This window comes from Streptomyces sp. NBC_01723 (assembly GCF_036246005.1).
Taxonomy (GTDB): Bacteria; Actinomycetota; Actinomycetes; order Streptomycetales; family Streptomycetaceae; genus Streptomyces.
In genome coordinates this window covers 3,013,254-3,037,154 of sequence record NZ_CP109171.1, presented here as the reverse complement: position 1 = coordinate 3,037,154, position 23,901 = coordinate 3,013,254, and the positions used below count along the sequence as shown (strand labels likewise).

Annotated in this window: 20 protein-coding genes; 10 read left to right on the top strand and 10 right to left on the bottom strand. The window is 70.7% G+C overall.

What is annotated here, in order from left to right:
- Positions 1–139 precede the first annotated feature (139 nt).
- Positions 140–787 (top strand): IclR family transcriptional regulator, encoded by a 648-nt coding sequence (locus OIE75_RS14145; protein ID WP_122619831.1) that lies wholly within the window; start codon positions 140–142, stop codon positions 785–787.
- Between the two features lie 11 nt (positions 788–798).
- On the opposite strand, the gene OIE75_RS14140 is transcribed toward OIE75_RS14145, so the two are convergent.
- Both OIE75_RS14140 and OIE75_RS14135 read right to left on the bottom strand, forming a co-directional pair.
- Positions 799–1,044, bottom strand: coding sequence for a DUF397 domain-containing protein (locus OIE75_RS14140; RefSeq protein WP_307012520.1), 246 nt, complete (start codon positions 1,042–1,044; stop codon positions 799–801).
- Entirely contained in the window at positions 1,041–1,892 is an 852-nt protein-coding gene (locus tag OIE75_RS14135) for a helix-turn-helix domain-containing protein (RefSeq protein ID WP_329471107.1), read from the bottom strand. Before OIE75_RS14135 ends, OIE75_RS14140 begins: the two co-directional genes overlap by 4 nt.
- Positions 1,893–2,049: 157 nt before the next feature.
- On the opposite strand from OIE75_RS14135, the gene OIE75_RS14130 reads away from it, so the two are divergent.
- The 4 genes from OIE75_RS14130 to OIE75_RS14115 all read left to right on the top strand — a co-directional run bounded on the left by OIE75_RS14130 (position 2,050) and on the right by OIE75_RS14115 (position 8,945).
- Complete coding sequence (locus tag OIE75_RS14130) at positions 2,050–2,520, top strand: ATP-binding protein (protein WP_329471106.1); 471 nt, start codon at positions 2,050–2,052, stop codon at positions 2,518–2,520.
- A 95-nt stretch (positions 2,521–2,615) separates the two neighbouring features.
- Positions 2,616–7,295, top strand: a complete 4,680-nt coding sequence (locus OIE75_RS14125) for an RHS repeat-associated core domain-containing protein (protein WP_329471105.1) — start codon at positions 2,616–2,618, stop codon at positions 7,293–7,295.
- A 31-nt stretch (positions 7,296–7,326) separates the two neighbouring features.
- The gene (locus tag OIE75_RS14120) at positions 7,327–8,058 is read left to right on the top strand and encodes a hypothetical protein (protein WP_329471104.1); all 732 of its coding nucleotides are present in this window, start codon (positions 7,327–7,329) and stop codon (positions 8,056–8,058) included.
- Between the two features lie 107 nt (positions 8,059–8,165).
- Positions 8,166–8,945, top strand: a complete 780-nt coding sequence (locus OIE75_RS14115; RefSeq protein WP_307012507.1) for a S16 family serine protease — start codon at positions 8,166–8,168, stop codon at positions 8,943–8,945.
- Positions 8,946–8,972: 27 nt separating this feature from the next.
- Here OIE75_RS14115 and OIE75_RS14110 read toward each other — a convergent pair whose 3' ends face one another.
- The 5 genes from OIE75_RS14110 to OIE75_RS14090 are packed head-to-tail and all read right to left on the bottom strand — an operon-like array spanning position 8,973 to position 13,289.
- Positions 8,973–9,965, bottom strand: coding sequence for a glycine betaine ABC transporter substrate-binding protein (locus OIE75_RS14110; protein WP_329471103.1), 993 nt, complete (start codon positions 9,963–9,965; stop codon positions 8,973–8,975).
- A complete protein-coding gene (locus tag OIE75_RS14105) occupies positions 9,962–10,846 on the bottom strand; it encodes an ABC transporter permease (protein ID WP_329471102.1) in 885 nt (294 codons plus the stop codon). Before OIE75_RS14105 ends, OIE75_RS14110 begins: the two co-directional genes overlap by 4 nt.
- The gene (locus OIE75_RS14100; protein WP_307012501.1) at positions 10,843–12,129 is read right to left on the bottom strand and encodes a betaine/proline/choline family ABC transporter ATP-binding protein; all 1,287 of its coding nucleotides are present in this window, start codon (positions 12,127–12,129) and stop codon (positions 10,843–10,845) included. The genes OIE75_RS14105 and OIE75_RS14100 overlap by 4 nt, the downstream gene beginning before the upstream one ends.
- On the bottom strand, positions 12,122–12,769 hold the full coding sequence (locus OIE75_RS14095) for an ABC transporter permease (RefSeq protein ID WP_122619839.1): 648 nt from the start codon (positions 12,767–12,769) through the stop codon (positions 12,122–12,124). The genes OIE75_RS14100 and OIE75_RS14095 overlap by 8 nt, the downstream gene beginning before the upstream one ends.
- Positions 12,770–12,797: 28 nt before the next feature.
- The gene (locus tag OIE75_RS14090) at positions 12,798–13,289 is read right to left on the bottom strand and encodes an Lrp/AsnC family transcriptional regulator (protein ID WP_122620524.1); all 492 of its coding nucleotides are present in this window, start codon (positions 13,287–13,289) and stop codon (positions 12,798–12,800) included.
- Between the two features lie 151 nt (positions 13,290–13,440).
- Here OIE75_RS14090 and hppD point away from each other — a divergent pair, with 151 nt between their 5' ends.
- A complete protein-coding gene (gene hppD / locus OIE75_RS14085; protein ID WP_329471101.1) occupies positions 13,441–14,586 on the top strand; it encodes a 4-hydroxyphenylpyruvate dioxygenase in 1,146 nt (381 codons plus the stop codon).
- Positions 14,587–14,607: 21 nt separating this feature from the next.
- Here hppD and OIE75_RS14080 read toward each other — a convergent pair whose 3' ends face one another.
- Positions 14,608–16,005, bottom strand: coding sequence for a tetratricopeptide repeat protein (locus OIE75_RS14080; RefSeq protein WP_329471100.1), 1,398 nt, complete (start codon positions 16,003–16,005; stop codon positions 14,608–14,610).
- Between the two features lie 91 nt (positions 16,006–16,096).
- Here OIE75_RS14080 and OIE75_RS14075 point away from each other — a divergent pair, with 91 nt between their 5' ends.
- On the top strand, positions 16,097–17,548 hold the full coding sequence (locus tag OIE75_RS14075; RefSeq protein ID WP_329471099.1) for an FAD-binding oxidoreductase: 1,452 nt from the start codon (positions 16,097–16,099) through the stop codon (positions 17,546–17,548).
- Between the two features lie 13 nt (positions 17,549–17,561).
- Here OIE75_RS14075 and OIE75_RS14070 read toward each other — a convergent pair whose 3' ends face one another.
- Positions 17,562–17,975 (bottom strand): SsgA family sporulation/cell division regulator, encoded by a 414-nt coding sequence (locus OIE75_RS14070; RefSeq protein WP_307012494.1) that lies wholly within the window; start codon positions 17,973–17,975, stop codon positions 17,562–17,564.
- A 258-nt stretch (positions 17,976–18,233) separates the two neighbouring features.
- Here OIE75_RS14070 and OIE75_RS14065 point away from each other — a divergent pair, with 258 nt between their 5' ends.
- A complete protein-coding gene (locus tag OIE75_RS14065; RefSeq protein WP_329471098.1) occupies positions 18,234–19,703 on the top strand; it encodes an RDD family protein in 1,470 nt (489 codons plus the stop codon).
- 266 nt (positions 19,704–19,969) lie between these two features.
- A complete protein-coding gene (locus OIE75_RS14060; protein WP_329471097.1) occupies positions 19,970–20,755 on the top strand; it encodes an RDD family protein in 786 nt (261 codons plus the stop codon).
- A 30-nt stretch (positions 20,756–20,785) separates the two neighbouring features.
- Here OIE75_RS14060 and OIE75_RS14055 read toward each other — a convergent pair whose 3' ends face one another.
- Positions 20,786–21,073 (bottom strand): hypothetical protein, encoded by a 288-nt coding sequence (locus OIE75_RS14055; RefSeq protein ID WP_373462958.1) that lies wholly within the window; start codon positions 21,071–21,073, stop codon positions 20,786–20,788.
- Between the two features lie 411 nt (positions 21,074–21,484).
- Here OIE75_RS14055 and OIE75_RS14050 point away from each other — a divergent pair, with 411 nt between their 5' ends.
- A complete protein-coding gene (locus tag OIE75_RS14050; RefSeq protein ID WP_329471096.1) occupies positions 21,485–23,836 on the top strand; it encodes an immune inhibitor A domain-containing protein in 2,352 nt (783 codons plus the stop codon).
- The last annotated feature ends 65 nt before the right edge of the window (positions 23,837–23,901 follow it).

Here is a 23,901-nt window from a genome sequence, read left to right as displayed (position 1 = left end):
GCAGCCGTGAAGCGACGGGGCCCGGGTAAGAGGCCGGACCGTCAGCCGATCGGCGGCCTCTGAAGCGCGTCACTGACGGGACTCGGTGACGCATCCGCCGCGAGGGGGCCGCCGACCTCACCACTAAGGAGTGGGCGTCGTGACCGCGGAGACCTCTCAGACGCTCGACCGGGGACTGCGGGTCCTCAAGCTGCTGGCCGACACGGACCACGGGCTGACCGTCACCGAGCTGTCCCACAAGCTGGGCGTGAACCGGACGGTCGTCTACCGGTTGCTCGCCACGCTGGAACAGCACGCGCTGGTACGCCGTGACCTGGGCGGCCGCGCCCGGGTCGGACTCGGCGTACTGGGCCTGGGCCGCCAGGTGCACCCCCTCGTCCGCGAGGCCGCCATGCCGGCCCTGCGCTCGCTGGCCGAGGACATCGGGGCGACGGCCCATCTGACCCTGGTGGACGGAGCGGAGGCCCTGGCCGTGGCCGTCGTCGAACCCACCTGGACCGACTACCACGTCGCCTACCGCGCGGGCTTCCGCCACCCCCTGGAACGCGGCGCCGCCGGCAAGGCCATCCTCTCCGCCCGCCAGCCCGGCGACGCCGCGGACGACCCCGGCTACACCCTGACCCACGGCGAACTGGAGGCCGGCGCCTGCGGGGCGGCCGCGCCGCTGCTCGGGGTGACGGGCGTGGAGGGCAGCGTGGGCGTGGTCATGCTCTCGGAGGTGGTCCCGGAACGCGTGGGCGAACGCGTGATGCACGCGGCCCGGGAGGTGGCGGAGGCCCTGCGGTGACGTGCCTCGCCTCAGCCGTGCGAGGCGTGGGCGACGAAGTCGCGCCAGGCGGCGGGGGAGAGGGCGAGCTGGGGGCCGCGCCGGTCCTTGGTGTCACGGACGTGGACGGCGGCGGGGCACGTTGCGACCTCGACGCAATCACCGTCCCCGCTGCTGCTGTAGCTGCTCTTGAACCAGGCGATGCCTACTTCAACGCAGTCACCGTCTCCGCCGCTGCTGTAGCTGCTCTTGAACCATGCCAGCTCAGTGCTGCTCATCGGGCTCCTCGCATCTCCTGCAACAGGCCCAGGGAGTCTTCGAGTGAGAGAGCCTGTGAGCGCATCCTGGCATACCTCATCTGGAGGACGCTCACTTCCTTCGGGTCGGAGACGAACAGGCCCCCGCGCTGTCCCTCGTTGTAGGCGAACCAGCGGGCCTCGGGGGTCTCCAGCAGTTGCATGGGACCGGCCAGGCCGGCATGAGCCGCCCGTACCAACGGCATCACCTGCACTTCGACATTGCGCAGAGCTGCCAGCTCCATTACGTGCTCGATCAGCTGCCGGGTCGCATCTGCCCCGCCCGTGCGGCGCAGGAACAAATGCTCCTCGACGATGAAGCTGAACGCCGTGTTCGGCCGCTCCCGGAGCAGTTTCTGCCGTTCCGTCCTCGCCATCCATCGTGCCTCGATCTGTTCGTCGCTCAGGGGAGGCAACTGGTTCTCGAACAACGCGCGCGCATACGTCTCCGTCTGCAACAGACCCGGTACGAGCCGGCATTCATACGTACTGAGGCTGACGGCAGTGGCCTCCAGCCCAGCCCACTGCCGAAACCAGCTCGCGAGCCCCGGCTGCCGGGAAAGGTGCCGCACGGCCCCGCTGAGGATCCCGGCCGCATCCAGCACGTCCTCGGCCCGCCGTACGTACTCCGCCGTGGGAAAGCGCCGCCCCTGCTCAACCGACGCCACGGTCTGCACGGAGTACCGAACCCGTTCGGCCAACTCCTCCTGCGTCATCCCGGCCCGCTTCCGGAACCCCTGGACCACCGCCCCGAACGTCCTGAGGCTGTCGGACACGTCGGGCTCACCGCCCCCGCCGACCACGCCCGCATCCACCGCACCGTCCGCCATGGCGGCCACCTTCCGCACGCTCTCCCCGCCGCACACTTTGAAGACGCCCAGGCTTACAGCCCGTCACCACCACTGTCCACTCTTCGCACTCGTACGCTGACGGAGCGTACGAGTAGCTGACCTGGTGAAGTACGCGGCCGAACGCCACGGTGACCCCATGACGCCACTCTCGCCCCACCAACTGCCAGTCACCGTACGTATGTTCACGCAGCGCTTCAGCTCCACCCCACTCGGCGCCCGCCTCGCCCGCCACTTGGCCGCCACCCAGCTCCACGCGTGGGGCATCCCGTACAGAACCGCCCTCTCCGACGCCGCCACCCTCATCGTCGCGGAGCTGGCGGCCAACGCCGTGACCCACGGCCGAGTCCCGGGCCGCGACTTCGAACTGCGCCTCATCCACGCCCCGCACGTCCACCTCCACATCGAGGTCTCGGACACCAGGGCAGAACGCAGGCCACCCGCACCCGGGGAAGCACCGCCCCCGAGCCCGCTGGACGACACCGGCCGAGGCCTGCTCCTGGTCGACGCACTCGCCGACCACTGGGAGGTGGTCGACCGGATCTCACGGGGCGTCGCGCTGCCCGGCAAGACGGTCCGGGCCGAACTGAACCTCCGGCCGTCCGCTTGAACCCGGCTCACCTTCCACTCGAACACTCGCACCTTGTAAGTTCACGTGTGCATACGGGTTGTTGCTGTTGTGGGTGCGTCGACGGGGGTTGCGTGATGGTGGGCCACAGGCCGAGTGACTGGCATGTCCTGGACCTGGACAAGGACCCGACGCCGGGCGACCCGCAGCGCGTGCGCACGCTCGCGAAGACGTTGCACGACTTCGCGGACGACGTGTCCGAGGCGCTGCGTCTGGTCAAGGGCATGGCGGGGGAGACCACGCTCGCGGAGTGGGCGGGCAAGTCCGCGACGGTCTTCAAGGAGGAGTTCTCCGGCGTTCCGAAGAACCTGAAGAAGCTCGAGAAGTCGTACGGCATGTGCGGCGACGCTCTCGCCGACTTCTGGCCGAAGCTGGAGCGCGCCCAGGCCCTGGCCGACCGGGCCCTGGTGAAAGCCCGTGAAGCCCGTCAGGACCTGTCCTCCGCGCAGTCGAAGCTGTCCTCCGCGGACTCGTGGGTGACGCGGGCCACGAAGGAAGCCGACAAGTACAAGGACGATCCGACGGGCAGCAAGTCGGACGGGGACAAGCCGGACGAGGCGAAGGTCCGCGCCGCCACCCGTGACGCCCAGCACGCGAAGACGGCCCAGACAAACGCGCAGTCGGCCGTCGACTCGGCGCAGAGTGCGCTGGACGCGGCGAAGAAGATGGCCGAGGACGCGCGCAAGATGCGCGAGGACGCGGCCCGGGACGCGAAGAACAAGATCGACGAGGCGTCGGACGCCGGCATCCAGAACCGTTCGTGGTGGGAGGACGTCGGCGACTGGTTCTCCGACAACTGGGACACGATCGTCGCGGTCTGCAAGGTCGTCGTCGCGGTGCTCGGCATCGTCGTGATGATCATCGGCGGTCCGATTCTCGCCGCGATCGTGGTCGTGGCCGCTCTCGTGGTCCTCGCGGACACGCTCTACAAATACAGCAAGGGGCAAGCATCCCTGTGGGACGTGGGGCTGGCGGCTCTGGACTGCATACCCGGCATGAAAGGCCTGACCACCCTCGGCGGACTCGCCAAGGGTATGAAGGGGATGGCCACCGCCATGCGGGGTGGTCTGAAGACCTTGCGTTCCGGTGCCAAGGACCTTCTTGCGAAAGCCAAGCCCTACAAGGGCCGGTGCCGGGGCGGCGACCCGATCGACATGGTGTCCGGCGAGATGCTCATGGAGCAGGTGGACCTGGAACTCGGCGGGCTCCTGCCGTTGTTGGTCCGACGCACCCACGTCTCGACCTACCGCTGGGGTCGATGCTTCGGGGCGAGTTGGGCCTCGACGCTGGACCAGCGCCTGGAGATCGACGACCAGGGTGTCGTGTTCGCCAGTGAGGACGGCATGCTCCTGGCCTATCCGATTCCCGCACCCGGCACCGCGACCCTGCCTCTGGAGGGACCTCGACGGCCGCTGACGTGGAACGGTGACGACGAAGGCGCGATCACCGTCCACGACGACGAGACCGGACTGACCCACCACTTCTCCCCCGGTGTACGGCGCGATGATGGCACCCCCGCCTACACCCTGCCTCTCGCCGCGATAACCGACCGCAACGGGCACCGCATCGACTTCCTCTACGACGAGGGGGGCGCCCTCGCCGAGATGCGCCACTCGGGCGGCTACCGGGTGGCCATCGCCACGGAAGAGGGCCGGATCACGTCCCTGAGCGTTCTCAGCTCACCGGAAGACGGCTACGGCGCGGAAGTCCACTCACCATGGGCGGTGGTGCGACGCTACGCCTACGACACGGAGGGCAATCTCCGCGTCGTCTCCGACGGGCAGGGCCGGGACTTCCAGCTCACGTACGACGCCGAGTCCCGCATCACAAGCTGGACCGACCGCAACGGCGGTTGGTATCGCTACACCTACGACGAGCGGCACAGGGTCACGGCCGGCAGAGGAGCGGACGGTTTCCTCGACTGCTCCCTCACCTACGACGACGCGGCACGCGTCAACACGTACCGCAACTCCCTCGGCCGGACCACCACCTACCGGTTCGACGAGCGTCTGCAACTCGTCCAGGTCACCGACCCCCTGGGAGCCTCGACCCGCCGGGAGTGGGACGAGAACGGACGCCTCGTCTCCTGGACCGACCCCCTGGGCCGCACCACCCGGCAGGTCTTCGACGCGGCCGGTCACCTGACCGAGGTGGTCAGACCGGACCTCAGCTCTGTCCGGGCCGACTACGACGAGGCAGGCCGCACCCGCCGGCTCACGGAGCCCGACGGTTCGTTCTGGACCTACACCTACGACGAGCGGGGCAACCGCCTGTCCGTCACCGACCCGTCCGGGGCGACCACTCGCTACAGCTACGACGCTCTGGGGCGGCCCCTCTCCGTCACCGACGCGCTCGGCCACACCCGGCACATCCAGACCGATCCGGCCGGTCTGCCGCTGGCCCTCACCGACCCGGAGGGCCGGACGACCCGAGCACGACGCGACTCCCTCGGACGCGTGACCGCTGTGACCGACCCCGCCGGCGCCACCGATCGATTCGGCTGGACCGTCGAAGGACTGGCCTCGTGGCGTTCGCTCCCGGACGGCGCGACGGAGGCCTGGAGCTGGGACGGCGAGGGCAATCCCGTCTCGCACACGGCCCGCGACGGTGCGGTCACCACGTACGAGTTCACCCACTTCCACCAACCGGCCTCCCGCACCACACCGGACGGCCGCCGCTACACGTTCTCCTACGACACCGAACTGAACCTGACCGGTGTCCACAACGCGGACGGCCGCACCTGGGAGTACGCATACAACGAGGCCAACCGCCTGATCCGGGAGACGGACTTCAACGGCCGCACGCTCACCTACACCCACGACGCGGCCGGGCAGCGTACGTCGTGGACCAATGGCGCCGGACAGACCACGGACGTGACCGTGGACCTGCTTGGCCGGCCACGCCAGTACCGCACGGGGGACGAGAGCACTCGCTACGAGTACGACAGCACCGGCTCACTGCTCCGCGCGGCCAACCGCGACACCACGGTCGAACGCACCTACGACTCCATGGGGCGCACGTTGACCGAGACGGTCAACGGCCGGACCACCAGCTACACGTACGACGCCCTCGGCCGTCGCATCAGCCGGCGCACTCCCTCGGGCATCACCTCGACGTGGACGTACGAGGCGACGGGCCACCCGCGGACCCTGAGCGGCGCCGGCAGCCAACTGCGCTTCGACTACGACACCGCCCATCATGAGATCCGCAGGACGCTGGGTGCGGAGGCGGTACTCCACCAGAGCTGGGATGGTTCCGGCCGGCTGACCGAGCAGTCGGTCACCGCGCCCAACCGCGGCAGGGGCGACGCAGGCGGTGAGCTGCTCCAGCACCGCACCTACGCGTACGACGTCGACGGAGCGCTCAGGGAGATCGACGAGCTGCTCGGCGAAAGCCGTCGGTTCGACGTGGATCCGGTCGGCAGGCTGACCGCGGTCAGGACCGCCGACCGCGAAGAGAACTACGGGTACGACCGTGCGGGCAACCTCGTCACCAGCTCCCCGTACGACGGCACCACGGAACCGCTGCCCCACCACGTCGACGGCACCAGACTGCACCGTGCCGGACGCACCACCTACGCCTACGACGGCCAGGGGCGCCTGATCCGCAAGACGGTCCGTCTCCTCAGTGGCGGACGACGCACCTCCCACTACGGGTGGAGCCCGGAGGACCGCCTGGTCCGGGCCGTCACACCGGACGGATCCGAGTGGCGCTACACCTACGATCCGGACGGCCGACGGGTCGGCAAACAACGCCTCGGCATCGTCGGGGACGTGCTGGAGGAGACGACGTTCAGCTGGGACGGAACACGCCTCGCCGAACAGATCGAGACCGACGGCACCGTCACCACGTGGGACTACGCGCCGGGTTCCTACCGACCCGTCGCCCAGACAGTGAGCGGTGGCGGCGAACGGGCGGTGGCGGACCGAGGCGGAAGCGACCTGAGCGACGACACGGACGCCCGCTTCTACGCCATCGTCACCGACCTCGTCGGAACACCGACCGAACTCGTCTCGGCGGACGGCCGGATCGTCTGGCACCGCAGATTCACGGCCTGGGGGCAGCCGACCGGCGCACCGCCCCCAGCCCCGGAGGCCGACTGCCCGCTGCGGTTCCCCGGGCAGTACGCGGACGCCGAGACCGGCTGGAACTACAACTACTTCCGTTACTACGACCCGGAGACCGCGCGCTACGTCAGCGCCGATCCGCTGGGACTGGCCCCGGACCCGAACGACTACGCCTACATCACCAACCCGCTTGTTCTCCTCGACCCGCTGGGCCTCATCCGCATCCGCGGCCAGCAAGGTCGCTGGGAGAGGGACCCGAACTCGCCCGTACAGGCCCACAACCGCGACACCGAGTACCCCGGCAGCTATCGCCAGTCCACCCATGACGCCATGGCCGCCACCTGGACCGACGAGGGCATCGCCCAGGGCGGCACACCCATGCGGCCCACCGGACAGCTCGACCCCCAGGGTCGTCAGATCATGGAACGCATCCCAAGGTCTGAGCTGACCTGGCGCAACTCCGCGGGCGAGATCATCCCGTCCAACCAGCTCACGTACGAGCACCTGACACCGGTGGTCGATCACTGGAACCAGACGGGCTACCGTTCCGACCGGGCCGTACGCAACGACTTCTACAACCGCCCCGAGAACATGGAGCCCATGACGCGAAGCGAGAACTCCCGCGGCGGTGCGCTCATGGACGCCACCTACCGCCAGGATGTCCACCCCACCCTCTACTCATGCAGCTAGGGCCCCCGACCCGAGCACAGGAGCCACCCTCATGAACCCTGGATCCGTCCTGTCCGCCATGCCCGGCGCCGCTCCCGTTCCCGGTCTGGCCTCCGCGTGGCGGTGGTCGCCGAACCCGATGTTCACCTTCACCGCCGCGCTTTCCACCGACGGCGGGCACAACCTGCAGGTCAACGTACGTGGTCGCTACGACGAGGCGCTCGTCACGGCTTTGCTCGCCCACGCGCGCGCCCATGACGACACCTTCGTGGGTCAGGGGCGGCCCCTGGTGGCCGTCGGCGGCTTCCACCACGACGGGACGCAGTTCGACACCGTAGGGGTGGCGGCCCCCGAAGTGCACGGCTACCACGCCACCGAGAACCCGGAGCTGTCAGCGGTCACCTACGCCGTCTTTCCCGCCTACGCCAGTGAGATCTCCGGCAGCGAGAACGAGGAGGAGGCATGGGGGAGGTTCCGCAAGATGCTCCAGCCGAACAAGCTCGACCGAACCGAGATGCCGTTCGTCAAGATGCGCTACGACAACACCCGTACCCAGAGCATGAGCAAGGGCGACGCCCGCGGCTTCGCTCCCCTGGACACGCTGGTGCGAGAACTGGAACTGCTCGACGGTGCTCCCGGCAGCTTCGTCGAGTGGGAGAACCGGCACGGCGCCGTCTGGCGGGTGGACAGCACCGGCGACACACTCGAGCTGACGCACGACGCGACGCAGGAGCCGGTGATCCCCGGCCGACTGCAAGCCGTGGCCCGCACCAGCGTTCAGTAAGTCCCCATCCGTCTCCCGTAGCCCCCGGCACCCGGCGGACCGTGCCGCACGGCGCCGCCGCCCCGCCCCCACCCCGAGCGCCCGCGCCCCCACGTTAGATTGACCCCGTGCTCTCACGTCTCTCCCGCCCCCAGTTCCTCGCCGTCTGCGGTGTCCCCGTCGTGGGGCTGCTCGCTGCCGCGCTCTTCGCGCCGTTGCCGTTCTCCGTGGCGCAGCCGGGGCTGACGGCGGACGTGCTGGGGAAGAACCGGGGCGCCGAGGTGATCACCATCAAGGGCGCGCCGACGCGCGAGACCAGCGGGCAGTTGCGGATGACGACCATCGAGGCGACCGGGCCGGATGCCAGCGTGCGCCTCGGTGACGTGGTCGACAGCTGGTTCGACACCGACCGGGCCGTGATGCCGCGCGATGCCGTCTACCCGAGCGGCGACGACGTGGGCGAGATCGAGCAGTACAACCAGGAGCAGATGAAGGAGTCGCAGGACGCGGCGACCACGGCCGCCCTGGACTACCTGCGGCTCGACGGGCGTGACATCGACGTCGACCTGCGGCTGGAGGACGTCGGCGGGCCCAGCGCCGGGCTGCTCTTCTCCCTCGGCATCGTCGACAAGCTCGGCGCCGGCGATCTCACCGGCGGCGAGGTCATCGCCGGTACCGGCACCATCACCACCGGCGGCAAGGTAGGCGCCGTGGGTGGCGTGCCGCTGAAGACGCAGGCCGCGCGGCGGGACGGGGCGACCGTCTTCCTCGTACCGAAGGCCGAGTGCTCCGACGCGCAGGCCGAGCTGCCGAAGGGACTGCGGCTGATCCCGGTCACCACCCTCAAGGGCGCCGTCGACTCCCTCACGGCCCTGGAGAGCGGCAAGGGCAGCGTGCCCGCCTGCTGAGGCCGGACAACCGGAGACCGGGGCCGCCTAGCCCTCCACCACGAAGCCCTTCTCCTTCATCCAGTCCAGTGCCACCTGGTGCGGATCCTCGCCGTCCACGTCGACCTTCGCGTTCAGGGTCTGCGCGACGTCGTTGGTCAGCGCCTTGGTGACCGGGTCGAGGACCGAGGCGATCGCCGGCCAGGCCTTCAGGGTGGCGGTCCGGACCATGGGTGCCGCGTTGTAGTTCGGGAAGAACTTTCGGTCGTCCTCCATCACCACCAGGTTCATCGACTTGATCCGGCCGTCGGTGGTGAAGACCTCGCCGAAGGTGCACGCGCCCTTCGCGGTCTGGGTGTAGATGATGCCGGTGTCCATCTGCGTGACGTTCCCGGCCGGCAGGGACATCCCGTACGCCTTCTCCAGCCCCGGCAGCCCGTCCGCGCGGTTGGCGAACTCGCCCTCCACGCAGAGCGTCACCGCGCCCGGGTCCGACTTCGACAGCTCGGCCACCTCCGAGAGCGTCTTCGTGCCGTACTTCTTGTAGTTCGCCTGGTTCATCGCCAGCGCGTACGTGTTGTTCATCGGCGCCGGCGGCAGCCAGGTCAGGCCCTTCTTCGCGTCCGCGTCCTTCACCGCCTGCCACTGCTGCCGGGGGTCGGGGATCGGCTTGCTGTTGCCCAGGTACGTGATCCAGGCGGTGCCCGTGTACTCGTACGTGGCGTCGGCGTCGCCGTTCTCCACCGCCGCCCGGGTGCCGACGGAGCCCTGGATGCCCGTGCGGTCGAGCACCTCCGCACCGGCCGCCTGGAAGGCGATGCCCATGATCGCGCCGAGCACCAGCTGCTCGGTGAACTCCTTGGACGTCACCGTGAGGTCGGCGTCCGCGAGGGGCCGGCCCCGCCCGATGGACCCGGGACCCACGTCGTCGACCATGGGGGAGCCGCTGGTCAGCCCGCACCCGGCGGAGGCCACCAGGACGGCGGCGGTCAGCATCAGACACGTACGCCTGCTCACGGCGCCGACTCGGGGCCGTCTCATGTCCCCACCTCCAGGCCCCGCGGCCGCAGCAGCAGTTCCGCCAGCGAGGCCAGCCAGTCCACCAGCAGCGCCAGCGCCACGGTGAGGATCGAGCCGAGCACCAGCACCGGCATCCGCTGGCTGGTGATCCCGGTGGTGATCAGCACGCCCAGGCCGCCGCCCCCGCCGAAGGTCGCCAGCGTCGCCGTACCGACGTTCAGGACGAGCGCCGTGCGCACGCCGGCCAGGATGAGGGGGACGGCCAGGGGGAGTTCCACCCGGGTGAGCACGCCCAGCGGGGACATGCCGATGCCGCGGGCCGCCTCCAGAAGCGTCGGGTCGTTCGCCTTCAGGCCGGCGATGGTGTTGGAGAGCACGGGCAGCACGGCGTAGATGATGATGCCGATCAGGGCGGCCCGGCGGCCGATGCCCAGCCAGATCACCAGCAGCGCGAGCAGACCGATCGCGGGGGTCGCCTGGCCCATGTTGGCGAACGCCATCGCGACCGGCGTGGCCTTCCGGAACATCCGCCGGGTCAGCAGGATGCCCAGCGGGATCGCGATGATCAGTACGAAGAACGTGGAGATCACCGTGAGCTGCACGTGCTGCCACAGCGCCTTGGTGACCTGCCCGTTCGACAGCGCGTTCCGGCTGAGCGCGTCCAGGTCCGCCTGCCGGAACCACAGCCAGGTCGCCAGCAGTACGGCGATCAGCACGACCGGCAGCAGGGTCAGCTTCCGCCAGCCGATCCGGAGCTGGGCCGCCTGCGGGGACGCCCGCCGGGGCTCCGGTTCGGCCTCGTGCTCCGCCTCGTCCCCGGGGTCGTCCCGGAAGGCCACGCCGCCGGGCTCGTGCTCGCCCCCGGGGCGCCGGCCGCCGGGGGAGGGGGAGGAACCGCTCATGCCCGGCCCCCGATCCCCCCGAAGCCCTCCTGCTCGGCATGGGTCTGCTCGCTCCGGGTCTCCTCCAGGTCGTGCCGGTGCTCCAGCGCGTCCAGCCGGTCGGCCTCCAGCAGCTCGTGCACGGAGTTCATCAGCGTCTCCATGTCGACGACGCCCGTGTACTCCCCGCGCCGCCCGGTCACCGCGACCCGCCCCGCGTTGTCGGTGAGCACCGCCTCCAGCGCGTCCCGCAGCGTCGCGTCCCGGGTCACCGTGTCGTGGACCAGCGTCCCGGCCCGCGCCAGCGAACCCCTGGCCCGCATCAGGTCGCCGCGCCGCAGCCACTTGTAGGGCCGGCCGCGCCGGTCGAGGAGCAGGATCTCGTTGGTGCCCGCGTCCCGGAGCCGGTCGAAGATGTGCTGGAGCGGGTCCTCCACGGTCACCGTCGGGTAGTCGGTGATCGCCACGTCCCGCACCCGGCTCAGGTTCAGCCGCTTCAGCGCCGCACCCGCGCCCACGAAGCCCGAGACGAAGTCGTCCGCCGGGTTGGTGAGAATGGCCTCCGGGGTGTCGAACTGCGCGATGTGGGAGCGTTCGCGCAGCACGGCGATCCGGTCGCCCAGCTTGATCGCCTCGTCGAAGTCGTGGGTGACGAAGACGATCGTCTTGTGCAGCTCGTGCTGGAGCCGGATCAGCTCGTCCTGGAGGTGGTCCCGGGTGATCGGGTCGACCGCGCCGAAAGGTTCGTCCATCAGCAGCACCGGCGGATCCGCCGCCAGCGCCCTCGCCACGCCCACCCGCTGCTGCTGGCCGCCGGACAGCTGGCGCGGATAGCGGTTGTGGAACTCCCCGGGGTCGAGACCGACCAGGTCCAGCATCTCCTCCACCCGCGACTTGATCCGCGCCTTCGACCAGCCGATCATCCGCGGCACCAGGGCGATGTTCTGGGCGACGGTCATGTGCGGGAAGAGACCGGAGGCCTGGATCGCGTAGCCGACCTTGCGGCGCAGCTTGACCGGGTCGATGTCGGTGACGTCCTCGCCGTTGATGCGGATGCGTCCGCCGCTGGGCTCGATCAGCCGGTTGATCATCTTCAGGGTGGTGGACTTTCCGCAGCCCGACGGGCCGACGAAGATGACCATCTCGCCGGCCTTGATCTCCATCGACACGTTCTCGACGGCCGGCTGCGGGTTGCCGGGATAGAGCTTGGTGAGGGACTCCAGCTCGATGGTCGCTCCGGTGGTGGCCCGGGTGGCGGCACCGTCCCCCTCGGGCGCGGCGGTGGGCTCGGTCGTCTCAGGCACGGATCCCCCTGGGAATGGTCAGGCGTCCGAGCAGGACGTACGCGGCGTCGAACAGAAGAGCCAGGATGATGATCCCGAGCGTGCCCGCGAGCACCTGGTTCAGCGCGTTCTTGCTGCCCAGCGAGGCGATGCCGCGGAAGATCTCGTTGCCGAGGCCGGGACCCGAGGCGTAGGCGGCGATCGCGGCGATGCCCATCAGCATCTGGGTCGAGACGCGGATGCCGGTGAGGATCGGCGGCCAGGCCAGCGGCAGCTCCACCCGCAGCAGCCGGGCCGGGCGCGACATCCCGATGCCCGTGGCGGCGTCCACCAGCGCCGGGTCGACCCCGCGCAGGCCGACGATCGAGTTCCGCACGATCGGCAGCAGCCCGTACAGGGTCAGGGCCGTCACCGTCGGCGGCACGCCCAGACCCACGATCGGGATGAGCAGACCGATCATGGCCAGCGACGGGATGGTGAGGATGGTCGACGTGGACAGCGTCGCCAGGTTTCCCGCCCACTCGCTGCGGTAGGTGACCACGCCGATCAGCACCCCGAGCAGCGTCGCCACCACCATGCACTGGAAGACGGCGCTGGCGTGCTGATAGGCGTCGGCGAGCAGCTGCTGGTGGCGGCTGCCCAGGAAGTCCCAGAAGTTCACGTCCGCTCACCTCCGGGATCGGGTCGTCTCAGTCGCCTCTGCCGGTGTCCTCGGCCGCCTGCTCCACCAGCGGGATGATCCGCAGCGGGACGGGGTTCTCCATGACGATCGCCGTGGAGGCCCGGACGATGCCATCAAAACCGACGACCAGGTCGATCACACGCTGGAGATCGGCGTTCGAGCGGGCCACCAGCCGGCACAGCATGTCCCCGGTACCGGTGGTGGTGTGCAGCTCCAGCACCTCCGGCACGGTCGCCAAGTGGGCCCGTACATCGGCCCCTTGACCCTGCCGGATCTGGAGCGTCGCGAACGCGGTGACCGGGTAGCCGAGGGCCGCCGGGTCCACCTCGGGACCGAAGCCGCGGATGACTCCGTTCGACTGAAGCCGGTCGAGGCGGGCCTGCGCGGTGCCCCGCGCCACCCCGAGCCGACGGGACATCTCCAGCACCCCGATCCGCGGCTCCCGGGCCAGCAGCCCGATGATCCGCCCGTCCAGCCGATCGATCCCCGCACCCGCCATGACCGCACCCTCCCGGCCGGTCGCCCCGGCTAGTCATCCCCGCTAGTCATCCTGTACAGATCGCCCGCACCGACCGTTGTTTCACTAGTCAGGTTGCCCACTGAAAAGGCGAACTATTGCGCACCTTGCAGGCAGGGGAGAACCTGCGGCTATGACGCAGACCACACACCACACTCCCGACACCGCCCGGCAGGCCGATCCCTTCCCGGTCAAGGGAATGGACGCGGTCGTCTTCGCCGTGGGCAACGCCAAGCAGGCCGCGCACTACTACTCCACCGCCTTCGGCATGAAGCTGGTCGCCTACTCCGGACCGGAGAACGGCAGCCGGGAGACCGCGAGCTACGTCCTGGAGAGCGGCTCCGCCCGCTTCGTGTTCACCTCGGTGATCAAGCCGTCCACCGAGTGGGGCACGTTCCTCACCCAGCACGTGGCCGAGCACGGCGACGGCGTCGTCGACCTCGCCATCGAGGTGCCGGACGCGCGCGCCGCCCACGCGTACGCCGTCGAGCACGGCGCCCGCTCGCTCGCCGAGCCCCACGAGGTCAAGGACGAGCACGGCACCGTCGTCCTCGCCGCGATCGCCACCTACGGCGAGACCCGCCACACGCTCGTCGAGCGCACCGGCTACGACGGCCCCTACCTGCCCGGCTACGCCGCCGCCGAGCCCATGGTCGAGCCGCCCGCCCGGCGCACCTTCCAGGCCGTCGACCACTGCGTCGGCAACGTCGAACTCGGCCGGATGAACGAGTGGGTCGGCTTCTACAACAAGGTCATGGGCTTCACGAACATGAAGGAGTTCGTGGGCGACGACATCGCCACCGAGTACAGCGCCCTGATGTCGAAGGTCGTGGCCGACGGCACCCTCAAGGTCAAGTTCCCGATCAACGAGCCCGCGATCGCCAAGAAGAAGTCCCAGATCGACGAGTACCTGGAGTTCTACGGCGGCGCCGGCGTCCAGCACATCGCGCTGAACACCAACGACATCGTGCAGACCGTCCGCTCCATGCGCGCGGCCGGCGTCCAGTTCCTGGACACCCCCGACTCGTACTACGACACGCTCGGCGAGTGGGCCGGCGAGACCCGGGTGCCGGTCGAGACCCTGCGCGAGCTGAAGATCCTCGTCGACCGGGACGAGGACGGCTACCTGCTGCAGATCTTCACCAAGCCGGTCCAGGACCGCCCGACCGTCTTCTTCGAGATGATCGAGCGGCACGGCTCGATGGGCTTCGGCAAGGGCAACTTCAAGGCCCTGTTCGAGGCGATCGAGCGCGAGCAGGAGAAGCGCGGCAACCTCTGACGGCCGTCGTCACCGGACGCGTCAGCTGGGCGGGCCCTCCTCCGAGGGCTCGCCCAGCTCCTTCAGCGCCCGCTCCGCCTCCGGCGCCCCCAGCGGCGAGAAGTGCGGGTTGATCATCAGCGCCTCCCGCAGATGCCGCCGCGCGGGTCCGTACCGCTCCAGCTCCTTCTCGATCACACCCCGGTGGAACACGTACAGCGCGCTGCGCACCCCGCCGCCCTTCTCGCTGTCCGTCGCGAGGGCCGCGAACTCCAGCGCCTCCTCGTGCTCACCGCTTCGGTGCAGTGCCCAGCCCAGCGCGTCGGCGACCGCGGTCCCCGGCTGCCGCCCCCACTCCTCCCGCAGCCGCCGCACCGCGGCCGCCGGGTCCCCGTGGTCCGCCTCGAACCGCCCCAGCACCAGCTCCTCGTCGGCCCCGGCCGCCTCGGCGCCGCGCACCCGCGCGCGCAACAGGTCGTACTGCACCCGCGCGGCCTGCTCCAGCCCCAGCGACTCGTACAGCTCGCCCAGCTCCAGGGCGTACTCGGGACTCGGCCGCTTCGCCAGCGCCGCCTGATACGCGGTCAGCGCGTCGGTCGTCCGTCCCAGCGCCGCCATCGCCCGGCCCTGCCCGGCCTGCGCGGCCCGCTGGTCGGGGTCGGTGCGCAGCGACTCCTGGAAGAACCGCAGCGCCCCCTGAAGGTCCCCGCGCTCGAACGCCAGCCGCCCGGCCTGCTCCAGATACGCGGCCCGCTCGGCCGGCGCCTGAGCCGCGGCCGCCGCGTCGGAGATCTGCGCCGCCGCGTCCTCCCGCCAGCCCCGGTCCCGGTACACGGCCGCGGCCCGCGCCTTCACGGCCGGTGTGCCCGCACGCAGCTCCAGCATCCTGTCCAGGGCGCGGCCGACGCCCTTGTGGTCGCCGAGCCCGGTGTAGGCGTCGATCAGCACCGCGTGCGCCGTCCAGCGCTTCGGCGCCGCCTCGGCCGCGCGCTCGCCCCACTTCTTCGCCGCGGGGAAGTCCCGGCGCGCGACCGCCAGCGCCGCCAGCCCCTCGAGGGCCTGCGGGTTGCGCTCCGCCCCCACCTTCAGCGAGGTGTTCAGCGCCTTCTCGGCCTTCGCCCAGTTCGCGAAGGACTCCGTCCGGCGGCCCTGCTCGACGTAGGCCGTCCCCAGCACCGCCCACGACACCCCGTCCAGCGGATGCGCCCGCAGGTGCGACTCCCGGTCCCCGATCAGCACCGCCAGGTCCGGGAGCGCGGCCGGCACCCCGGTGGTCACCGCCCCCCGGGCCACGGCTGCGGGACCCGGCGCGGGCGGGGGAGCGTCGTCCCCCTCCCGGGGCAGCAGCACCAGGACCCCGCCGAGTACGACGGCTCCGGCGACTGAGGCGATCAGCACCCGGCGCGTGCGGCGGGAACGCCACCCGTGTTCGATCTCCATGGCGCCCACTGTGCGCCCATATGACGAGCACACCGTGCTTGCGCCGGGCGGCGTCCACGGGGTTCACACCGATGGCCCCGAGTGCGAACCTGTGATCATGAGCCGTATCGAAGCGCCTCAAGACGCAGCCGACGCAGCCGACGGAGCCGACGCAGCCGACGGAGCCCCGGCGGTCGCCAGCGCCCTCGTCGAGCGTCTCCTCGCCGGGCTGCCCGGCGAGGCCGTTCTCACCGACCCCGACGTCACGGCCTCCTACGCCAACGACATGGCGAGCTTCTGCCCGTCCGGCGTCCCCGCGGTGGTCGTCCTGCCGCGTACCGTCGAGGACGTCCAGCACGTCATGCGCACCGCCACCGAGCTGCGCGTCCCGGTCGTCCCGCAGGGCGCCCGCACCGGGCTGTCCGGCGCGGCCAACGCCACCGACGGCTGCGTGGTGCTCTCCCTGACCAGGATGGACCGCATCCTGGAGATCAACCCGGTCGACCGCGTCGCCGTCGTCGAGCCGGGCGTCGTCAACGCCACGCTCTCCCGCGCGGTGAACGAACACGGCCTGTACTACCCGCCGGACCCCTCCAGCTGGGAGATGTGCACCATCGGCGGCAACATCGGCACCGCCTCCGGCGGCCTGTGCTGCGTCAAGTACGGGGTGACCGCCGAGTACGTCCTCGGCCTGGACGTCGTCCTCGCCGACGGCCGCCTGATGTCCACCGGCCGCCGCACCGCCAAGGGCGTCGCCGGATACGACCTCACCCGCCTGTTCGTCGGCTCCGAGGGCTCCCTCGGCATCGTCGTACGGGCCGTCCTCGCCCTGCGCCCCAAGCCGCCCGAGCAGCTGGTGCTGGCCGCCGAGTTCGCCTCCGCGTCGGCCGCCTGCGACGCGGTCTGCCGGATCATGGAGGGCGGCCACGTGCCGTCCCTCCTCGAACTGATGGACCGTACGACCGTCAAGGCGGTCAACGACCTCGCCCACATGGGTCTGCCGGAGACCACGGAAGCCCTGCTGCTGGCCGCCTTCGACACCACCGACCCCGCCGCCGACCTGGGCGCCGTCGGCGCGCTGTGCGAGGCCGCCGGTGCCACCCAGGTGGTGCCCGCCGACGACGTCGCCGAGTCCGAACTCCTCCTCCAGGCGCGGCGCCTGTCCCTCACCGCGCTGGAGGCGGTCAAGGGCACCACGATGATCGACGACGTGTGCGTGCCGCGCTCCCGGCTCGGCGACATGCTGGAGGGCATCGAGTGCGTCGCCGCGAAGTACGACCTCACCATCGGGGTCTGCGCCCACGCGGGCGACGGCAACACCCACCCCACCGTCTGCTTCGACGCGCGGGACCCCGACGAGTCGCGGCGGGCCCGCGAGTCCTTCGACGAGATCATGGCCCTCGGCCTGGAACTGGGCGGCACCATCACCGGCGAGCACGGCGTGGGCGTCCTGAAGAAGGAGTGGCTGGCCCGCGAGATCGGCCCGGTGGGACTGGAGATGCAGCGGGCCGTCAAGCACGTCTTCGACCCGCTGGGCATCCTCAACCCCGGCAAGCTCTTCTGACCCGCGGAGGGGCTCACCGGGCGAGCAGTTCGGCCAGTCCGTCGTCGATGCCGAGCTGTCCGCCCTCGGTGCCCGGCGGCACGGCGCGCAGCGTCCGCTCCAGCCAGGAGGACACCTGGGCGGCGGGCGCCTCCAGGAGGGCGTCCCCGTCGGGGCTGCTCAGCGCCATCAGTACGACGCTGCGGCCCTCCGCCTTCGACGGCCACACCCGCACGTCCCCGTGCCCGGACGGCCGGAAGACCCCCTCCACCAGGAGTTCGCGCGCGAACGTCCAGTGCACCGGGTGACCGGAGTCGATGTGGAAGGTGATGTGCACGGCGTAGGGGTCGTCGGTGTGGTAGCCGAGCAGGGCCGGCACGGCGATACCGCATTCGGGGGACAGGACGAGCCTCAGCTCCAGCTCGCGTTCCACGACGGTGGGGTGCATGGCGGGTTGTTCCTCTCTCGTACGGATCCGCACGGGCCGCCCGGAGCGGGCCCGCACGAGTGAGAGCGGCCGGAGCCGCGAGCGTTACGCGGGTTCGCGGAACTTTTTTCCCACCACCTCTGTCCCAGGTGTGAAGGTCCATGCACGAGGTTGCCCGGAAAGGAGTGGGTCCGGCGGGACCGGCGGTGCGGATTGCGCCCGTCTGATAGATGTTTGGTGCCCCTCTATCAACCCCCGAGCAGATACGGGACGACGGACATGAGCGCCCCAACCCCGGCCCCCGGCGACGACAGGCCCCGCGAAGGGTATTACCCGGACCCGTCCATTCCTGGATACGTCCGGTACTGGAACGGCGCCTCCTGGGTGTCGGGCACCAGCCGGCCCGCCCCCAAGGACGGCGAGTCGCTCGTGCCGCCGCCCGGCGCGCCGGCCTCGGCCTCCGTCGAGGAGACCGGCCCGCACTTCTTCGACGAGGACCCGATCGCGGAACAGCCGCCCACGGCGTCGCAGCACGGCAGCCGTCCCGAACCCGCGACGGCCTGGGGCGCCGACCGCGCCCAGCGCTCCGGCCACCCGGACGCCCCGGGCCGGTCCGTCGCCTGGCCGGGCCCGGCGCAGGGGACCGACCCGAGGATCCCGCACGCCCGGCAGGGGGGACCGGCCGCTGAGGCCGCCCCCGCCGACGCGCGCTCTGGCGCGGGTGCCGGTGCCGGTGCCGCGCGGGCGGACGTCCCGGCGGAGCCCGCGTCCGGCGAGGCGGAGGACCGGGGCGGCAACACCTTCGTCTTCCGCCGCCCGACGGCGGGCCCGCAGGACGCCCCGGCCGCGGGCGGCACCCCGGCCCCCGCCCCCGCCCCCGCGTCTCCCGCCGACGACGAGGGCACCATGACCTTCCGTGCCGTCAAGCCCCGCGCGGGCGCGCAGCCCGGCGGCGCCGCCGCTGCGGACGGACCCGGATTCGGCGCCGGGAAGGCGGCCGCCGCCCGGGCGGCCTCCCCGCAGTCTCCGTCCCCGCAGGCGCCCGCGAGCCCGGCCGGTCCGGCCGTTCCCCAGCAGGCGCCCGCTGCCCACCAGGCGCCCACGCCGCAGCCCGCCACGCCGGTCGCGGCCGGTCCCGGCGGCGGTCAGTCCTCGTGGGCGCAGCAGGTGCACCGGCTGGCGGGGGCGGGCGGCGAGGAGCAGCCCGTCGTGCCGTGGAAGCCGCCGGTCGAGGACGTGTTCCAGGCCGCCGCCCGGCGCCAGGCGGCGGCCCGGCCCGCCGGTCTCGGCAAGCGGCTGGCCGCGCGGCTGATCGACACCGTCGTCCTCGCGGGCGTCACCGCCGTGGCCGCCGTACCGCTCGGCACCAAGGCGATCGACCACGTCAACGACAAGATCGATCAGGCGAAGCTCTCCGGTGAGACGGTCACGGTCTGGCTGCTCGACGGCACGACGTCGCTGTACCTGGGGATCGTGCTGGCCGTGCTGCTCGTCTTCGGTGCCGTCTACGAGGCGCTGCCCACCGCCAAGTGGGGCCGCACCCTGGGCAAGCGGCTGCTCGGCCTTGAGGTGCGGGACATCGAGGCCCACGAGGCGCCGTCCTTCGGCGCCGCGCTGCGCCGCTGGCTGGTCTACAGCGTGCCCGGCCTTCTGGTCGTCGGTGTGGTGGGCGTCGCATGGTGCCTGTTCGACCGGCCGTGGCACCAGTGCTGGCACGACAAGGCCGCCGGCACGTTTGTCGCGGGCTGACCGGGCGGGGCGGGGCCGGGGGCGGGGGGCTTGCGTCTCGTGCCGGGTGCGGGTGCGGGTGCGGGTGCGTGGGGGCTGGTCGCGCAGTTCCCCGCGCCCCTTGAGGGACGTGCGCTGGACGTGCCCCGAAGGGGCGCGGGGAACTGCGCGAGTGACCACAGCGCACCCGCACCCGGCGACGCACCCTTGGCCGCTTCCCCTGACGGCGTACTCCGGACGGCCGCTCGCCGGATGCGGGGAAAGAGAGTCCGAGTTCGACTCGGGACATGAGCAGCGAACCGCCCCCCGGATCCGGCGGGCAGCCGCCGGAAGACGACCCGTTCAGGAAACCGCCTCCGTCCCCCGGCCCGGGCCCGGAGCCCGGATCCGGCGAGGGCGGCCCCTACGGCACCCCGCCTCCGGGTGGCACCCCGCCCCCGGGTGGTGCACAGCCCCCCGGCGGAGGAGGCCCGTACGGTGCTCCGCCCCCCGGCGGAGGAGACCCGTACGGTGCTCCGCCCCCCGGCGGCGGTGGCCCCTACGGCGCCCCACCTCCCGGCGGCGGCGGCCCCTACGGCGGTGACCCCTACGGTGGTGGCGGCGCCCCCGGCGACCCCCTCGCCGGGATGCCCCCGCTCGCCGACAGCGGTCGCCGCACCCTCGCGCGGATCATCGACATGATCCTCGTGGGCATCGTGGTCTGGCTGCTCAGCTGGGCCTTCAATGTCCAGGAGTACACGGTGGACGGCGAGGACATCGAGGTCGGCAACTCGCTCTGGCAGTCCGTGATCGCCGCCGTGCTCTACATCGCCTACGACACCTACCTGATCAGCAGGACGGGCCAGACCCTGGGCAAGAAGTGGCTCGGGATGCGCGTGGCCAACCTGGACAACGGCGCGACGCCCTCGGCGCAGACGTCGCTGATCCGTGCCCTGGTGCTGTGGATCCCGTTCGCGTTCTGCTGTGCCTGCGTCTGGACGGTCATCGCGGGCGGCTGGAGCTACTTCGACCGGCCCTACAAACAGGGCCTGCACGACAAGGCCGCCAAGACGGTGGTGGTCAGCACCCGCTGACGGCCCCGCCGACGGCCCGGACGCCGGCTCCTAAGCGGCGCGTCCCCGCGACTCGCCCGCCCCCGCGGAGATCCGGGCCGCCGGCACCGGCGTCCGGTCCGCGGCGGGCCCGCGGGCGGCAACGGGGGACATGGTGCGTGTCCTGGGCTGGGGGACCGTCATGGCGACCAGCAGCCCGAGGGCGAGCGCGGCGACGGCGATGACGGCGACTGAGGGACCCGAACTCGTCTGTGACAGCAGCAGCATGGCGAGTGTCGAGAAGATCACGGTGCACGAACCGTAGGCGAACTGTGCGGCAGTCGGACGGGGCATGGCCATCGTGTCCTCGGAAGACGATCTTGGGGGTGAGACGGGCTGTCGGCCTGGCTGTCCGCCGGCTTCCGGGCGTTCCGCCAAGCGACTCTAACCCGCTGTGTGCCCTAGTGGAACCAGCAGTAAGCATGACCTAACCGACATGGCCGATGCACGGGGGGCGCACGGATTCATGGCGTCCGGGAAGTGGACGGTGCCGCGCGCCCGCCGGAGGGGCCGGCGGCCCTGGCCGGGTGTCCGCAAAGCGAACGAGGTCTCCGCATAGTGCACTTGTTCTGCTCAAGTCAAGGTCTGTCTTTTCTGGTGAACCTCTAGTCAAATGTCGTCACTTGACTACACGCGTTGAGCACGTGTGCGCGGACTTTGCTCTGTCCTTGTCCCCCCATCCGCGCGCGTGGACGCGGGGGAGGAACTCAAGTGACCAGCAGATCCTGGATGTTCAGAACGGCGGCGACCACCGTCGCATTCGCCGCGGCGACCGCCACGCTGTCCGCGGCCGGCGTGGCCCAGGCGGACTCGCCGGCCCGGCCCTCGGCCGTGGACCGCCAAGACCCGAACCCGGCGAAGGGCACGGACTCCCACGACCTCAAGGGCCCGCTGAGCGACACGCAGGCCGCCCAGCGGGAGGAGGCCCTCAACCAGGTCATATCCGGCAAGGCCTCGGTGAAGAAGAAGGACGGCTCCAACGTCGTCCAGCTCAAGAGCAAGAAGGGCGACAGCAAGTACGTCGAGCTGGGCCGGGAGAAGACCGACAAGATCTTCACCATCCTGGTCGAGTTCGGCGACAAGGTCGACAGCCGCTACGGCGGCGAGGCCGGCCCGCTGCACAACCAGATAGCCAAGCCGAACCGCAAGACGGACAACTCCACGGCCTGGAAGGAGGACTACGACCAGCAGCACTTCCAGGACCTGTACTTCGGTTCGGGCAAGGGCGTCGACTCGGTCAAGACGTACTACGAGAAGCAGTCCTCCGGCCGCTACTCGGTCGAGGGCGAGGTCTCCGACTGGGTCAAGGTCCCCTACAACGAGGCACGCTACGGCAACAACGCCTGCGGCGACACCAACTGCCCGAGCGTGTGGAACGTCGTCAGCGACGGCCTGAACGCCTGGGTCGAGCAGCAGAAGGCGGCCGGCCGCACCGACGCCCAGATCAAGGCGGACGCCGCCCGCTTCGACGAGTGGGACCGCTACGACTTCGACGGCGACGGCGACTTCAACGAGCCCGACGGCTACATCGACCACTTCCAGGTCGTGCACGCGGGCGAGGACGAGTCCGCGGGCGGCGGCGTCCAGGGCACCGACGCGATCTGGGCGCACCGCTGGTACGCCTTCGGCACGGACGCCGGCGCCACCGGCCCCGCGCAGAACAAGCTCGGCGGCTCGCAGATCGGCTCCACCGGCGTCTGGGTCGGCGACTACACGATCCAGCCCGAGAACGGCGGACTCGGCGTCTACGCCCACGAGTACGGCCACGACCTCGGTCTGCCGGACCACTACGACACGGCCGGCGGCGACAACTCCACCGGCTTCTGGACGCTGATGTCGTCCGGCTCGTGGCTGGGCACCGGCCGCAACGAGATCGGCGACCTGCCCGGCGACATGAACGCCTGGGACAAGCTCCAGCTGGGCTGGCTGAACTACGACACCGCCAAGGCGGGCGTCAGCTCCTGGCACAAGCTGGGCCTGGCCGAGTACAACACCAAGCACAAGCAGGGCCTGGTCGTCGAGCTGCCGAAGAAGGCGGTCACCACCGAGATCGTCACCCCCGCCGAGGGCAAGACCCAGTGGTGGAGCGGCAGCGGTGACAACCTCAAGAACACGCTGACCCGCAGCGTCGACCTCACCGGCAAGTCGTCCGCCGCCCTCACCCTGGACGGCTGGTACGACATCGAGGCCAACTACGACTACCTCTACACCGAGGTGTCCACCGACGGCGGCGCCAACTGGACCGCCATCGACGGCACGTTCGACGGCCAGCCGATCCCGCGCGACGCCGCCGACAAGCCGGCCCTGCACGGCACGGCCGACGCCCACGGCAAGCTGGCCTACCCGCTGGACGCCTACGCCGGCAAGAAGATCGACCTCCGCTTCCGCTACCAGACCGACGGCGGCGTGGCCCAGAAGGGCTTCACGGCCGACGCGATCACCGTGACGGCCGACGGCGAGGCGCTCTTCACCGACAACGCCGAGACCGCGGACGCCGCTTGGACCGCCAACGGCTTCTCCCGCGTGGGCGCGTCCTTCACCAAGGACTACGCGCAGTACTACATCGCCGAGAACCGTCAGTACGTGTCGTACGACAAGACGCTGAAGACCGGCCCGTACAACTTCGGCTTCTCGGAGCGTCCGAACTGGGTGGAGCACTACGCGTACCAGAACGGCCTGCTGATCTGGAAGTGGGACACCTCCCAGGCGGACAACAACACCAGCCAGCACCCGGGCTCCGGCCTGGTCCTGCCGATCGACTCGCACCCGACCGCGCTGAAGTGGAAGGACGGCACCCTGATGCGCAACCGCATCCAGGCGTACGACTCGCCGTTCAGCCTCTACAAGACGGACGGCATGACGCTGCACCAGGCGGACGTCGCGAAGTACATCCCGGGCTCGAAGGGCGTCTCGGTCTTCAACGACCGCACGAACGACTACTACGACCCGGCGAACCCCACCGGCGGTGTCAAGATCACTGACACCAACACGAAGATCAAGATCCTCAAGGAGGCCAAGGATGGCTCGACGATCGAGCTGGAAGTGGGCTCCGCAGGCAGGTAAACAGCATTAGTGCAGGTCAGACGGTGTTCGGCGGTGACCCCCTGGCGGGTCACCGCCGATCCGTG

Excerpts from the sequence above, each read along its gene's own strand:
- OIE75_RS14140 (WP_307012520.1), bottom strand. The coding sequence starts at position 1,044 with ATGAGCAGCACTGAGCTGGCATGGTTCAAGAGCAGCTACAGCAGCGGC.
- OIE75_RS14135 (WP_329471107.1), bottom strand. The coding sequence starts at position 1,892 with ATGGCGGACGGTGCGGTGGATGCGGGCGTGGTCGGCGGGGGCGGTGAG.
- OIE75_RS14130 (WP_329471106.1), top strand. The coding sequence starts at position 2,050 with ATGACGCCACTCTCGCCCCACCAACTGCCAGTCACCGTACGTATGTTC.
- OIE75_RS14125 (WP_329471105.1), top strand. The coding sequence starts at position 2,616 with ATGGTGGGCCACAGGCCGAGTGACTGGCATGTCCTGGACCTGGACAAG.
- OIE75_RS14120 (WP_329471104.1), top strand. The coding sequence starts at position 7,327 with ATGAACCCTGGATCCGTCCTGTCCGCCATGCCCGGCGCCGCTCCCGTT.
- OIE75_RS14110 (WP_329471103.1), bottom strand. The coding sequence starts at position 9,965 with ATGAGACGGCCCCGAGTCGGCGCCGTGAGCAGGCGTACGTGTCTGATG.
- OIE75_RS14105 (WP_329471102.1), bottom strand. The coding sequence starts at position 10,846 with ATGAGCGGTTCCTCCCCCTCCCCCGGCGGCCGGCGCCCCGGGGGCGAG.
- OIE75_RS14090 (WP_122620524.1), bottom strand. The coding sequence starts at position 13,289 with ATGGCGGGTGCGGGGATCGATCGGCTGGACGGGCGGATCATCGGGCTG.
- hppD (WP_329471101.1), top strand. The coding sequence starts at position 13,441 with ATGACGCAGACCACACACCACACTCCCGACACCGCCCGGCAGGCCGAT.
- OIE75_RS14080 (WP_329471100.1), bottom strand. The coding sequence starts at position 16,005 with ATGGAGATCGAACACGGGTGGCGTTCCCGCCGCACGCGCCGGGTGCTG.
- OIE75_RS14070 (WP_307012494.1), bottom strand. The coding sequence starts at position 17,975 with ATGCACCCCACCGTCGTGGAACGCGAGCTGGAGCTGAGGCTCGTCCTG.
- OIE75_RS14065 (WP_329471098.1), top strand. The coding sequence starts at position 18,234 with ATGAGCGCCCCAACCCCGGCCCCCGGCGACGACAGGCCCCGCGAAGGG.
- OIE75_RS14060 (WP_329471097.1), top strand. The coding sequence starts at position 19,970 with ATGAGCAGCGAACCGCCCCCCGGATCCGGCGGGCAGCCGCCGGAAGAC.
- OIE75_RS14055 (WP_373462958.1), bottom strand. The coding sequence starts at position 21,073 with ATGGCCATGCCCCGTCCGACTGCCGCACAGTTCGCCTACGGTTCGTGC.